The 12858-nt window shown below is 63.8% G+C and carries 15 protein-coding genes and 1 pseudogene; 13 read left to right on the forward strand and 3 right to left on the reverse strand.

All coding sequences use genetic code 11. From position 1 onward, the window contains the following. The 8 genes and pseudogenes from GOEFS_RS16305 to tsaD form a co-directional block, all read left to right on the forward strand. A pseudogene (locus GOEFS_RS16305) lies at window positions 1-198 on the forward strand (glutamine--fructose-6-phosphate transaminase (isomerizing)); the annotation flags it as partial. Window positions 199-207: 9 nt separating this feature from the next. After that, on the forward strand, window positions 208-1659 hold the full coding sequence (locus GOEFS_RS16310) for a bifunctional ADP-dependent NAD(P)H-hydrate dehydratase/NAD(P)H-hydrate epimerase (RefSeq protein WP_007319038.1): 1452 nt from the start codon (window positions 208-210) through the stop codon (window positions 1657-1659). Then, complete coding sequence (gene alr / locus GOEFS_RS16315) at window positions 1659-2816, forward strand: alanine racemase (protein WP_040525310.1); 1158 nt, start codon at window positions 1659-1661, stop codon at window positions 2814-2816. Before GOEFS_RS16310 ends, alr begins: the two co-directional genes overlap by 1 nt. Next, complete coding sequence (locus GOEFS_RS16320) at window positions 2803-3927, forward strand: alpha/beta fold hydrolase (protein WP_007319040.1); 1125 nt, start codon at window positions 2803-2805, stop codon at window positions 3925-3927. The genes alr and GOEFS_RS16320 overlap by 14 nt, the downstream gene beginning before the upstream one ends. Continuing rightward, window positions 3927-4385 carry a tRNA (adenosine(37)-N6)-threonylcarbamoyltransferase complex ATPase subunit type 1 TsaE gene (gene tsaE, locus GOEFS_RS16325; RefSeq protein WP_007319041.1) on the forward strand — a complete coding sequence of 153 codons (459 nt, stop codon included), beginning with the start codon at window positions 3927-3929 and terminating at the stop codon, window positions 4383-4385. The genes GOEFS_RS16320 and tsaE overlap by 1 nt, the downstream gene beginning before the upstream one ends. 16 nt (window positions 4386-4401) lie before the next feature. Next, complete coding sequence (gene tsaB, locus GOEFS_RS16330) at window positions 4402-5082, forward strand: tRNA (adenosine(37)-N6)-threonylcarbamoyltransferase complex dimerization subunit type 1 TsaB (RefSeq protein WP_007319042.1); 681 nt, start codon at window positions 4402-4404, stop codon at window positions 5080-5082. Further along, window positions 5079-5579: a ribosomal protein S18-alanine N-acetyltransferase gene (rimI, locus tag GOEFS_RS16335; RefSeq protein WP_007319043.1), complete on the forward strand. Its 501-nt coding sequence runs from the start codon at window positions 5079-5081 to the stop codon at window positions 5577-5579. The genes tsaB and rimI overlap by 4 nt, the downstream gene beginning before the upstream one ends. Next, window positions 5576-6607 (forward strand): tRNA (adenosine(37)-N6)-threonylcarbamoyltransferase complex transferase subunit TsaD, encoded by a 1032-nt coding sequence (tsaD, locus tag GOEFS_RS16340; protein WP_007319044.1) that lies wholly within the window; start codon window positions 5576-5578, stop codon window positions 6605-6607. Before rimI ends, tsaD begins: the two co-directional genes overlap by 4 nt. 31 nt (window positions 6608-6638) lie before the next feature. Here tsaD and GOEFS_RS16345 read toward each other — a convergent pair whose 3' ends face one another. Next, window positions 6639-7061, reverse strand: coding sequence for a MarR family winged helix-turn-helix transcriptional regulator (locus GOEFS_RS16345; RefSeq protein WP_007319045.1), 423 nt, complete (start codon window positions 7059-7061; stop codon window positions 6639-6641). A gap of 154 nt (window positions 7062-7215) precedes the next feature. Here GOEFS_RS16345 and GOEFS_RS16350 point away from each other — a divergent pair, with 154 nt between their 5' ends. Both GOEFS_RS16350 and groES read left to right on the forward strand, forming a co-directional pair. Then, window positions 7216-8634: an MFS transporter gene (locus GOEFS_RS16350; RefSeq protein WP_245549879.1), complete on the forward strand. Its 1419-nt coding sequence runs from the start codon at window positions 7216-7218 to the stop codon at window positions 8632-8634. Between the two features lie 156 nt (window positions 8635-8790). After that, on the forward strand, window positions 8791-9090 hold the full coding sequence (gene groES, locus GOEFS_RS16355; protein WP_007319047.1) for a co-chaperone GroES: 300 nt from the start codon (window positions 8791-8793) through the stop codon (window positions 9088-9090). A 103-nt stretch (window positions 9091-9193) separates the two neighbouring features. Here groES and GOEFS_RS16360 read toward each other — a convergent pair whose 3' ends face one another. Beyond that, window positions 9194-9487, reverse strand: coding sequence for a WhiB family transcriptional regulator (locus GOEFS_RS16360; protein ID WP_007319048.1), 294 nt, complete (start codon window positions 9485-9487; stop codon window positions 9194-9196). Window positions 9488-9851: 364 nt separating this feature from the next. Between GOEFS_RS16360 and GOEFS_RS16365 the strand changes: the two genes are divergently transcribed. The 3 genes from GOEFS_RS16365 (at window position 9852) to GOEFS_RS22580 (ending at window position 12378) form a co-directional block, all read left to right on the forward strand. Then, window positions 9852-10634, forward strand: a complete 783-nt coding sequence (locus GOEFS_RS16365) for a hypothetical protein (protein WP_007319049.1) — start codon at window positions 9852-9854, stop codon at window positions 10632-10634. A gap of 240 nt (window positions 10635-10874) precedes the next feature. Further along, window positions 10875-11462: a sigma-70 family RNA polymerase sigma factor gene (locus GOEFS_RS16370; protein ID WP_040525303.1), complete on the forward strand. Its 588-nt coding sequence runs from the start codon at window positions 10875-10877 to the stop codon at window positions 11460-11462. Next, window positions 11446-12378: an anti-sigma-D factor RsdA gene (locus GOEFS_RS22580; RefSeq protein ID WP_007319051.1), complete on the forward strand. Its 933-nt coding sequence runs from the start codon at window positions 11446-11448 to the stop codon at window positions 12376-12378. Before GOEFS_RS16370 ends, GOEFS_RS22580 begins: the two co-directional genes overlap by 17 nt. Before the next feature lie 53 nt (window positions 12379-12431). On the opposite strand, the gene GOEFS_RS16380 is transcribed toward GOEFS_RS22580, so the two are convergent. After that, entirely contained in the window at window positions 12432-12806 is a 375-nt protein-coding gene (locus GOEFS_RS16380; RefSeq protein ID WP_040525304.1) for a DUF5319 domain-containing protein, read from the reverse strand. Between the last annotated feature and the right edge of the window lie 52 nt (window positions 12807-12858).

Genomic DNA, 12858 nt, shown 5'->3' on the forward strand with positions numbered 1-12858 from the left:
ATCGTCATCGCCGAATCGGACGACGCCGCGGCCGCCGCGGTCGCCGACCATCTGATCCCGATACCCAAGACGCCAACCCTATTGCAGCCGTTGGTATCTACGGTGCCGCTGCAGATTTTCGCGGCAACCGTTGCCGCGACTCGTGGGTACGACGTCGACAAGCCGCGCAACCTCGCCAAGTCGGTCACCGTCGAGTAGGCAGCTGCCATGTCCGTCGGCTTTTTCTCCGCGTCGGCTGTCCGAGCCGCCGAGGTGGCGACCGGTGACCTGTTGCGTTCCGGTGTACTGATGCAGCGCGCCGCCGCAGGAGTAGCCAATGTCGTTGCGGCACATCTAGTTTCCTCTGGCGGCTGCTATGGCAGTCGGGTGGGGCTGGTGGTTGGCTCTGGGGACAACGGCGGTGACGCGCTATTCGCCGGTGCGCGCCTGTCCCGGCGCGGGGTGATGGTGTATGCCGTACTGCTCAACCCTTCTCGTGTGCATGCCGCCGGACTGGCCGCGCTGCGGCGTAGCGGTGGCCGGGTGGTAGACACGCTGCCTACGCGCCTCGACGCGGTCGTCGACGGTGTGGTGGGAATTGGCGGCACCGGGCCGTTACGGGCCAGTGCCGCAACGATTTTCGCTGAGGTGAGCGCGCCGATATTCGCCGTCGATCTGCCGTCGGGTGTCGATGCCGACACGGGTGTGGTGCATGACCCGGCAGTTGCCGCCGACGTCACCGTTACTTTCGGCATCCGGCGCAGGGCACATCTACTGGCCGCGGCGCAGTGCGGACGTGTCGAGGTGATCGACATCGGGCTCGGCGACATCGGTGGCGCCGAACTGCTGAGTTGGACCGACGACGAGGTCGGCCGCCGCTGGCCGGTTCCCGGCCCAACCGACGACAAGTACACCCAGGGTGTTGTCGGCGTTGTTGCCGGCTCCCCGCATTATCCGGGAGCCGCCGTCTTGTGCACCGGCGCGGCGATCCACGCGACGTCGGGAATGACGCGATACGCGGGATCAGTTGGTGCAGAGGTACTTTCGCGATTCTCCGAAGTGGTTGTCAGTCCGACACCGCAGGAGGCCGGACGGGTGCAAGCCTGGGTGGTCGGGCCAGGCCTCGGCACCGACCACGACGCGCGTGACCGGCTACGCACCGTACTGGCCACCGATGTCCCGGTTCTCATCGACGCCGACGGTCTGACCTTGGTCGCGCAGTCGCCGGATCTGCTGTCTTCGCGCACCGCGCCGACATTGCTCACCCCGCACGCGGGCGAATTCGAGCGACTTGCCGGGCATCCGGTCGGGGACGACCGGGCTAGGGCGGTCCGCGAACTCGCACAGCGCCTCGGGGTCACCGTGTTGTTGAAGGGCCGCACGACGTTGATCGCCGGACCTGACTCAGGGGCACCTGTCGTCGGCAATGACGCGGGCTCGTCCTGGGCGGCGACCGCAGGTTCGGGTGATGTGCTCGCCGGCGTCGCCGGCGCCCTGCTCGCCACCGGTTTGAGCACGGTTGACGCCGCCGCGATGGCGGCTCGCGCACACGCGGTAGCCGCGCGGGTCGGAGCCGAGGATGCGCCCCTCGGTGCATCGCGGCTGCTCGACTCGATTTCCCCGGCGATCGCGCGGCTGCGCCGGTCGGCTGGTGTAGCGGTAGTGAGACAATGCGATTGATGAATTCGCCCGATCTGACCGCCACCATCGACCTCGCCGCGATAGCGCATAACGTCGGTGTGCTTCGCGACACCTCCGGCGCCGACGTACTGGCCGTGGTCAAGGCGGACGCCTACGGCCACGGCGCGGTGCCGGTGGCGCGAACGATGCTCGCGGCCGGTGCGGCCGGACTGGGCGTCGCGCGGTTGCCCGAGGCGCTGGTGCTGCGCGAGTCCGGCATTGACGCCCCGATCACCGCGTGGCTGCATACCGGTTCCACGGACTTCGCCGCGGGCGTCGCGGCCGGGATCGACATCGCGGTGTCGTCACCGCGTCAACTCGACGCCGTGGTGGCCGCCGCCCGCGCGGTGGGGACCACCGCCACCGTGACGATCAAGGTCGACACCGGCCTTCGGCGCAGCGGTGTCGCCGTTGAAGAGTGGTCGGACTTTGTCGACGTGTGTGCGAAGGCCTTGGCGGACAACTCGATCCGCCTGCAGGGGATGATGACTCATCTGGCGTGCGGGGACGAGCCATCTAATCCACTGAACTCGGCACAGGCCGCTGAACTCGACGCCGCGGTCGCTGACCTGGCCCGGTTGGGTATTACGCCACAGGCTGTCCATATTTCGAATTCCCCTGCGGCGCTTAGTCGTAGAGATCTGTCTCGCGATATCGTGCGTCCGGGCATCGCGCTCTACGGTCGTACGCCACTGCCCGCGATCGGCGACTTCGGGCTGATTCCGGCGATGACGCTGTCGGCTGAGGTGGCGTTGGTCAAGAAAGTCCGGACCGGCGAGGGAGTTTCGTACGGTCAGACCTGGATAGCTCAGCGAGACAGCATGATTGCGGTCATTCCGGCCGGCTACGCCGACGGTGTTCCGCGGACGTTGTCCGGCCAACTCCGGGTTTTCATCAACGGGCAGCCGTTCGCCGGGGTCGGACGGGTATGTATGGATCAGTTTGTCGTCGACCTCGGCCCCGACGGCGGGGGCGTTGTCGAGGGGGACCGGGCCGTGCTCTTCGGCACCGGAGCCGATGGCGGGCCGACGGCGCGGGAGTGGGCGGATGCCACCGGCACCATTGACTACGAAATAGTGTCCGGGATCGGCACTCGAGTGGTTCGCCAGTATGTCGGTGGCGCACGATCGGAAGTGATCGACGATGGCCGCGCGTGAACGTAAGAGGATGTGGCGTGCCGGCACCGGCAGCGTGGGATCGCTAGGTGCCGCAACCGCTTCCGGGGTGACACGTCGTGCGTCCAACTGGCGGCGAGCCCGCCGCGATCCCCTTGTTGCCGATCCGCAAGCCGGTGAGAACTTCCGCGCGATATACGACGGAGAGTCGTTGTCGGTGCGTACCGACGACGGTCTGCGACTGGAGGTTCGTCGGATCGGACCGAAAAACCCCGACCTGACCCTGGTGTTCGTGCATGGGTTCAGCTTGCGGATGGCCAGCTGGCATTTCCAACGCTTCGCGCTCGAAAAGCGTTGGGCGCAGGAGGGATTGTCGGTTGCGATGGTCTTCTACGACCATCGTGGCCACGGCAAGAGTGATCCAGCACCCGATGAGACTTGCACGATTTCTCAGTTGGGCGACGACGTCGCGGCGGTCGTCAGACAGATGGTGCCGTCCGGACCGGTTGTGCTGCTAGGTCATTCGATGGGCGGGATGGCCATCATGGGCGCTGCTCGACGACATCCGAAGCTATTCGCCCCCCGCGGCAGGATTGTCGGCGTGGGACTGATCGCAACCGCCGCACGGGGATTGACCGAAGCCGGACTTGGCGAGGGGTTGTCGAATCCGGTTGTCGACGGCTTTCGGCTCGCGGTGCGTCGCGCGCCGCGATTGGTGCAGGCGGGCCGCGGCAGTACTCGCAAACTTCTTGAGCCGGTCCTCTTGGCTGCCAGTTGGGGCTCCGACTTCTACAGTCCGGCAACCGATCGCGCGGTCGAGTCGATGCTGCAGAACACCCCGATTCACACCATCGTCAATTTCTTGCACGCGTTGGAGTCTCACGACGAGTCGGAGGCGCTGGCCGTGCTCGCCAAACTCCCGACCATCGTCGTGTGCGGCGATGAGGATCGGATGACACCGTTCTACAACTCCTACGATCTGTACGGCGAACTTGGCTCCACGACGCGGTTGACGATCGTGCAGGCCGCCGGGCATATGGTTTTGATGGAACAACCCGATTCGGTGACCGAGCCGATCGTCGAACTGGTTCATCGAGTGTTCGCACAGCTACCCGCGACCAAGCGTAAAGTTCGAGTCGGGCGGTGGATGTGATGGGGCAGACTCGCATATTGCCCGATGTGGTCGACACCGAAGCCCTTGGCGCCGAACTGGCTTCGACGCTCGAGGCCGGCGATGTGGTGATCCTCGACGGACCCCTTGGTGCTGGCAAGACGGCGTTGACCCGGGGAATCGCCGCCGGGTTGGGAGTGCAAGGCCGAGTATCCTCGCCGACTTTCATCATCGCGCGCGTTCACCGGCCCGGAGCAGCGGGGCGTCCCGGGCTGGTGCATGTTGACGCGTACCGACTGACGGATTCGGCGGTGCCACTCGATGAAGAACTCGACGCACTGGACCTCGACACCGACCTTGCCGATTCGGTCGTCGTTGTCGAATGGGGTGAGGGTGTTGCCGAACGGCTTGTATCGCGATATCTCCTGGTTCACCTTCGGCGCCAGCCTGATTCGGATGTGCGAGAGGTGTCCTGGGAGTGGCGTGAGGCGCCGCAATGACTAGCAGGGAGTCCCGGTGAGGGTTTTGGCAATCGACACCGCAACCGACGCGGTGGTCACCGGCATTGCCGAGGTGTCGGCCGATGGTCGCGTGGCCATTCTCGCCGATCGCACCATCACCGATCATCGCCGGCACGCGGAAATGCTCACCACCCTGATCGCCGAATCACTAACCGAGGCAGGGGTAGTCGGCGCTGAACTCGACGCGGTCGTTGTTGGCTGCGGCCCCGGTCCCTTCACCGGGTTGCGTGTTGGGCTCGCGACCGCGGCCGCATACGGAGATGCACTCGCCCTACCGGTGTATGGAATATGTTCACTCGATGCCCTGGTGGCCTCCGAACTTTCCGACGGCGCGACCGGGATGTCGAGGGTATTGGCGGTAACTGACGCGCGTCGGCGCGAGGTGTACTGGGCGTTGTACAGCGGGCGCGAGCGTATCGCGGGACCGGATGTACTTGCGCCACAAGCATTAGCCGATGATCTGGCCGAGAAGCCAATCGATCTCGCCGTGGGCGCGAAGGGGTTTGCCGATCGATTCGGCGCTCCGGTCGGCAACACCCAGCGTCCGTCGGTCGCCGGACTCGTCGCAGTGGCCGCCGATGCCATCTTGGCGAGGTCGGTACCCGATCCCCTTGTCCCGCTATATCTTCGGCGGCCCGATGCCGTGGAACTCAAAGATCAGAAGAAGCGTCGATGATTCGTATCGATGCGTTGCGGCTAGCCGACGTCGATCGGTGCGCGGCACTGGAGGAGCAGATCTTCGCCGGGGATTCTCCTTGGCCCGCAGCGGCTTTCCGAGCTGAGCTCAATGCGCCGTATAACCGCTACTTCGCCGCCCGGGAGTCGGCGGGCGGCGAGGTCATCGGCTATGCGGGCGTGTCGATTCTCGGCCCCGAAGGCGCGCAAGAGTGCGAGATCCATACGATCGCGGTCGCGCCCACTCACCGCGGCATCGGATTGGGGTGGGCGTTACTCGCCGAAATGCTGGCGGTAGCCGATCATCTTGCGGCACCGGTGTTTCTGGAGGTTCGGGTCGACAACGACGCGGCTATCGCGCTTTACGAGCGGAACGGGTTTGTGACCTCCGGGCTGCGGAAGGGGTACTACCAGCCGTCGGGAGCCGACGCGTACACAATGATCCGCCAGGCTGCTGGGATGGCCGCGGTGGTAGTCGGCGGTGAGGAGTCATCATGATCGTATTGGGAATCGAAAGCTCTTGTGACGAAACCGGAGTCGGCATCGTGCGCTGGAACAGCGACCAGACGACGAGCCTGCTGGCCGACGAGGTGGCGTCGAGTGTCGAGGAACATGCCCGCTATGGAGGTGTAGTTCCCGAAGTGGCGTCCCGCGCGCATCTGGAGGAAATGGTGCCCACGATGCGGCGCGCGCTGGCAGCGGCGGGGATCGACAAACCGGATGCGATCGCTGTAACCATCGGGCCGGGCCTAGCTGGAGCCCTGCTAGTTGGGGTGGCGGCGGCGAAAGCCTATGCACTGGCGTGGGATGTGCCGCTATATGCGGTCAATCATCTTGGCGGACATGTCGCGGTGGACACGCTGGAACACGGTCCGATGCCCGAATGTGTTGCGCTGCTTGTCTCCGGCGGACATACGCACCTGCTGCATGTCACGGACTTGGCGCAACCGATCGTCGAGCTGGGGACCACCGTCGATGACGCGGCAGGTGAGGCGTTCGACAAGGTCGCGCGACTGCTGGGGCTGGGCTATCCCGGTGGCCCCGTGCTCGATACCCTTGCGCGCGAAGGTGATCCGACGGCGATCGCGTTTCCGCGCGGGATGACGGGCCCGCGCGATGCCCGTTACGATTTCTCGTTTAGCGGGCTGAAGACGGCGGTCGCGCGCTATGTGGAGAGATGCGATCGTGACGGCGTCCCGGTGCCGACTGCCGACGTGGCGGCGTCGTTTCAAGAGGCCGTTGCCGATGTGCTGACTATGAAAGCCGTCCGCGCGTGCACCGATCTCGACGTCGACACCTTGGTACTTGGCGGTGGCGCGACGGCGAACTCGCGGCTCCGCAGCCTCGCCGAAGAACGTTGTGCCGCAAAGGGAATCACATTGCGCGTGCCTAAACCGCGGCTGTGTACCGACAACGGGGTGATGATCGCCACGCTCGGTGCGCATGTGATCGCGGGTGGTGCTCGGCCATCGGCGCTGACGGTGCCGACCGACCCGGGGATGTCGGTTCAGGTGAGCGTGGCTTAGGCAACTGCTGACGGGGAGAATTCCAGGGAGACTAGAGCTTTGCCGTCACCAATAGTTGCTGGCAGCCAACGGACTGTTCGTTCAGCACTCGACGTTGCGTAGGCCGTGCTTCGGAATATCGCCGCACGCCCGCATCGGTCAGCGCGGCGAAGACCGACCGGCGGTCCTTGTCGCACATGCTGCGAGTGACCAGGCCGTCGGCTTCCAGTCGGGCGACAACTCGTGACGTCGCGCTTTGGCTCAGGTGAACATGATCGGCCAGATCGCTCATTCGGACGCAGCCGTCTTCGCCGCGAATCAGCAGTTCCAGAACCTCGAACTCGCTAGAGGTGAGCTGGTGATTCGCCTGTAGTTCCCGGTCGAGCGTGCACTGAATGCGGTGGTAGCGGACGGAAAGGTCTTGCCATGCGGCAGCCAGTTCGTCGTCTTTGACTTCGTCCGCCTTGGAACCCATGCCCGCATACTATCACATGCAAGCGCAATATATCCATCGGAATTAAATGTAGACGCATTAGATGCGAACGCATATAGTTGCCGACGTGACTTCAACACAGGTTGTCTCCGCGGAACTGTCCACCGTCGAGACGCAGACGCGTCTCGACCAGAGAATGCACATCACCAGCGGTTCGGGATGGTCGCCGAAGGTCTGGCTCCTGCTGGTCGTGTTGGCCGGCGCGCTATTCCTCGACGGTCTCGACATCTCCATGGTCGGTGTCGCTTTACCGTCGATCGGCGACGACCTCGGCATGACCTCGTCGCAACTGCAGTGGATCGTCAGTGCCTATGTTCTTGGTTACGGCGGCTTGTTGCTGCTGGGCGGGCGCGCCAGTGATCTCTTCGGTCGGCGGCGCGTATTCCTGTCCGCGCTAGGGGTGTTCGGCGTCGCGTCGGTGATCAGTGCGGTCGTCGACATCAACGGACTGATCATCGCCCTGCGTTTCGTTAAAGGCATCGCCGCGGCGTTCACCGTTCCGGCCGGGCTATCGATCATCACTACTACGTTCGCCGAAGGGCCAGCGCGCAACCGGGCCCTAAGTATCTACACGGTCTGCGGCGCGAGTGGTTTCTCGCTCGGCCTTGTCTTCGGCGGTCTGCTTACCGAATTATCCTGGCGCGCAACGCTGTTGTTCCCCGGGCCGGTGGCATTGCTGTTGTTTGTCGTCGGTATGCGCGTGATCCCCGCGGTTGCCGCACCGTCGTTCCGATGGGCGCAGTTCGACGTCGTCGGCGCGCTGACGAGTACCGGATCGCTTCTGCTACTGGTGTTCGGCGTGGTTCGCGCACCCGACATCGGCTGGGGCGCACCGGCTTCCATCGTCACCCTGGCCGCCGCCGCGGTCTTGATGGTGGTGTTCATCGTCGTGGAGATGCGGCATCGACATCCGTTGCTGCGCTTGGGGATTCTGCGCTCGGTGTCGCTGGTCCAGGCGAATATCTCGGCCGCGTTGATGTTCGGTGGCTACGTCGCCTTCCAGTTCGTGGTAACGCTATACCTCCAAAAATCGCTTGGCTGGTCACCGTTGGCGATGGCGCTTGGCTTCCTGCCCGCCGGGCTGATCGTCGCATTGAGCGCGACCAAGATGGACAAGGTACTCGACCGAGTTCCCACCCAGCTACTGCTGGTCGTGGGATTCGCGGCCTTCCTCGGTGCGTACGTGTGGTTCGAACAATCACATGAGAGCGGGGATTCGTATGCGAGCTTCCTGCTGCCGACGATAATCCTGCTCGGTATCGGATTCGCGGTGACGTTCCCGTCGGTCATGTCGCAGGGGACCGCTGGCGTCGATGACGACGAGCAAGGGCTTGCCTCCGGGCTGGTCAACACTTTCGCGCAGGTCGGCGGTGCGGTCATGATGGCGGTCGTGACAGCCATTTTGGCGTCGTCACACGAAGCGGTCGTGCCCGGACAACCGTTGCCGGGTATGTCGACGGCGATCTGGGTGGTCAGCGGACTCTCGCTGGTCGGACTCGTCGGTGCGCTCGTAGTCGGCGCGAAGACGCGGGCTCTGCGCGCGCTGAAGCCGTAGGGTTCGTGGCTGTCACCCGTCGCCCTTGAGTGCTGGCACTCTCCTGTATAGAGTGCTAGGTGGCACTGTGAGAAATCCTCGTTCACCCGCGACGACGAGGCGATCACATCAGGGCCGCAAACTTTACTTCTCCAACGAAAGAAGAGGACTCACATCGTGGCGAGCGTGAACATCAAGCCGCTTGAGGACAAGATCCTGGTGCAGGCCGTCGAGGCTGAGACCACCACCGCGTCGGGCCTGGTTATCCCCGATACGGCCAAGGAAAAGCCCCAGGAGGGCAAGGTCATCGCTGTTGGTCCCGGCCGCTGGGACGAGGATGGCGACAAGCGCATCCCGCTCGACGTCGCTGAGGGCGATGTCGTGATCTACAGCAAGTACGGTGGCACCGAGATCAAGTACGGCGGCGAGGATTACCTGATCCTTTCGGCCCGCGACGTGCTCGCTGTCGTCAGCTAGCACCCGCGGTACAACCAAATCCGCCCCGGCCTCCATCAAGGAGGCCGGGGCGGATTTTTGTCTAGCAGCGCTGGGCCGCTCGATGACGTTCGGTGGGTTTACGCTAGCTGACCATTCGGCGACGGCCGCGTTTGATCAGCATCGCGCGCTCTGCTTCGGACAAGCCGCCCCAAATGCCGTAAGGTTCGGCCACGGCCAGGGCGTGTTCCCGGCAAGATGCGAGCACCGGGCATTGGTTGCATAGTTGTTTGGCACGCCGCTCACGCTGCGCGCGGGCGCGACCACGCTCCCCATCGGGATGGAAGAACACCGACGACTCGACGCCGCGGCACATCCCCTGCATCTGCCAATCCCAGATATCGGCATTGGGACCGGGTAGCTCATGTGGCAACGGCATGGCGTGCTCCTCTTCGGAAAGGGCTGCTGTCTCAGCGACTATCGAGTGCAATGCACACATTAGGCAGCGTCGAGAAATAGAGTCAATTCGGCTAATTCGTATCGAAAAATGTGTTTGTTTCCCGATTGTTAACGGTTTTGTCGACTTTCGATCAAATGCCTTCCAGGGGTTTCCTGCTGCTTCCTTAGGTTGATCTGAGCTGCGAAAATAGAGCTGACCAGCGTTGACGGGCGAGTCTAGGCAGACGAATCACGATGGTGTCTACGCGATCTTCGGGTACGTGGATTAACATCAGGGAAATAGTCGTGCCATCCTCTGGTGACTAGTGTGACGAATATCGGCGAGAATTCGGCAGGTTAAATTCATGCAAACTCCAAACCCCGCATTTGTGCACCAGTGGTGGGATGGCCCCGTGTCGCTCGGTGCGCAAGGTTATGTATGCGCAGGTGAGGGGAGATTGCGGCAATTGTCGGATGCGGGCAGTGGTGCCGATTCGACGGCTCTGTCACTGTGCGCCAGCACACGTGCGTCGTGGATTCGGCAGGCTGGCGGACACTCGATTGCCGCGGCCGTCGACGGTGCGGCGGCGACACTGGCGTTCGCGGCCGTGGATGCCGATCCGTCGGAACTGGCCGTCGCAGCGCTCGGGGACGCGCTTACCGGGCTAGCGGCCGACAACCTCGGCGTCGGCAGATTTGACGTCTCTGAGCGGCTTCTCGACCGAGTCGCCATAGAAATACTGCCGGCGGCCCACGTCGAAGCGGGATTCATCCTCGCCGAGCGCATCGGCTTGCGTTGGCACTGGGTCAGCACCGAGCTGGCGCTGTATCGCGGCGATGCGGCGGCGGCAGCCGTCCTTAGTTCGCACGGAATCGAGGCTGCGCGTTCGGTTACATCCGAACGCCATCGGATCAAGACTGACTTAATCGCCGCGGCGGCCGCGGCAGCGGTCGGCGATAGAGATACCGCACACACTTTGGCGTCGGCATGTGCGCGACGCTGTGCGGCCGCGGGGCTATTGCCGCTGCGATGGGCGGCCCTGACCATGTTGTCCGGGCTCGTTCGTGACGCTGACGGGCGACAACGAATCGCTGACGATCTCGCCAATGTCGTGATCGAGTTGCGGCGTCGGGGCATGTATATCTGATGGATTTGCGTTACGGATGTGACCTGCGTTTTCGCTGTGGCGTAATCATTCGACTGAACGGGCGATTCGGGTCGCCTGCACCGACGCCGCTAGAGTAAGTCCCGGGTCGGACCCGGTGGACGACCGTAACCGAGCAGCCGATGGCCGCGACGTGCAGAAGTCCGCCACAGCTAAGCCCTTCGACCTGCTCGTTTGACACCGACCGCAACAGCCGATGTAACACAGGGGTCTTCCTTACCGATGAACTTGACGGGTGCTGAATTGGACGCCGCAGTCCTTGCCGCAGGGCAGGGTGATCGCGCGGCTCTGGAATCAGTGCTCGAAAGTGTGCAGGAACCGATACTTCGGTACTGCCGAGGACGCATTGGAATCGGAGAACGACACCTGTTCTCCGCGGATGACATCGCGCAGGAGGCTTTGATGGCGGTGATGACTGCTCTGCCCCGATATCGGGATCAGGGACGACCGTTCATGGCTTTCGTCTATGGCATTGCCTCCCACAAGGTTGCCGACGCCATGCGTGTGGTGGGCCGGACTAAAGCAGACCCGGTCGATCTGGTGCCCGAGACACCGTCGGTCTCCGGCGGCCCCGAGCAAATGGCTATTGCCGCCGACACCAGTGAGCGGATGAAGCAACTACTGGAGATCCTGCCGGAGAAGCAGCGCGAGGTGCTCATTCTGCGGATGGTTGTCGGGATGTCTGCCGAGGAAACCGCTCAGATGGTGGGCAGTACGCCCGGCGCCGTGCGAGTGGCCCAACATCGCGCCCTCACCAAGTTGAAAGACGAACTAAACAGGTCCGGAGGTATCGATGAGCGACGAGCTTAGCCGCCGCAGGTTGGGGTCAGTACCCAACCAGCCGTCGAATGACGCGGGTGACTCGTCGGGCTGGCAACACCACGGCACCGAAACGCCGCTGGACATGCATGCTGTCCGCGCCGACGACGAGTTTCTTGAAGCGCTCGCGCGGGACATGCCGGTCTCGACCTCCGACGACGCTGAATACCAGCTAGCTGGTCTGCTCGCCGGATGGCGACACGATCTGCTCAGTGAGCCCGCACCAGAGTTCCCCTCGATCGATGAGGTGGAACGCGCGATCATCGCGTCCCAGCCACGTCCGGCGCGCAAAGCGGCGGTCCGCCATCTGCGACTCGCTTCCGGTGCGGCAGCCGTCGTGGTGGTCGCCGCTGCCGGACTCACCGTACTTTCGCAGGGCGCCGCGCCTGGCGATCCGCTGTGGGGCGTGAAGAAGGTTGTCTTCGCCGAACAGGCCAGCCAGACGCAGGCGGCCACCAACGCGCAGCAAAACCTTGAACGTGCTGAAGAAGCGCTATCGCGCGGCGAGACGCAGCAGGCTCAATCGTTGGTCAACCAGGCAGCACAGGACCTCAAGCCCGTTCGCGACGAAAAGACGCGTAAGCAGATGGACGATTGGATCGACCGCCTGCGTTCGAGCGCGCCCAATACGGCCGCGACGTCGAAGTCGACCGCACCAACGGATACCAAGACGCAGTCACCGGAGAGCAGCGATCCGGCGACGATTCCGCCGGATATTCGCAACCAGATGCGTTCGTCGCAGACCACCGAGCCGTCAGAGACCAACGAGACCGTGCCCAGCACGGTGCCGGTAGTGCCGAGTACCACCAATCAGACCACGCTGCCGACGCCGTCTACCAAGACAGGTACTCCGACGACGCGTCCCGGCGGAGGTCCGTTACCGCCGATCAGTATCCGTCCGAACTAGAAATTTCGACGGGGTTCGACACTAAGGTGGCCGGGCTGGAACCGGCTGTTGATCTAGCCTTCTTGCGCGTCCGCGTACCCGCGGCAATAGTCCCAGGTGACATATGCGTCCGGGCGCGGATCGACGGCTGGTTCGTGCGGACGGATGGTCCCATCGATCAACAGCTGAAGTAGATTGGCGCGCAACATATCCCAGTCGTGATAGTGATCGTCGTGGCAGTCTTCGCACACGACGACGAGACCGCGGACACCGCGCCTGGCCAGCAGCGCTTCGTAAACAGCGAGGTCGGCGAGATCTTCTTCCACAGCGAGCCGCTCGGTGGGATCGAGGGGTACGCCCGGCTCGACGGAGTCGAGCGCCATGGCTGGATCGCTCGGGTCGTCGGCAAAGGGGTCCGGCGGAAGGCCGGGTGGAAAATGATCGCGCACATACCCACGGTAGCCGATGACCGCGGCGATGCACCCCTCGGTGAGTTCGCGC

Source organism: Gordonia effusa NBRC 100432 (assembly GCF_000241305.1).
GTDB lineage: Bacteria > Actinomycetota > Actinomycetes > Mycobacteriales > Mycobacteriaceae > Gordonia > Gordonia effusa.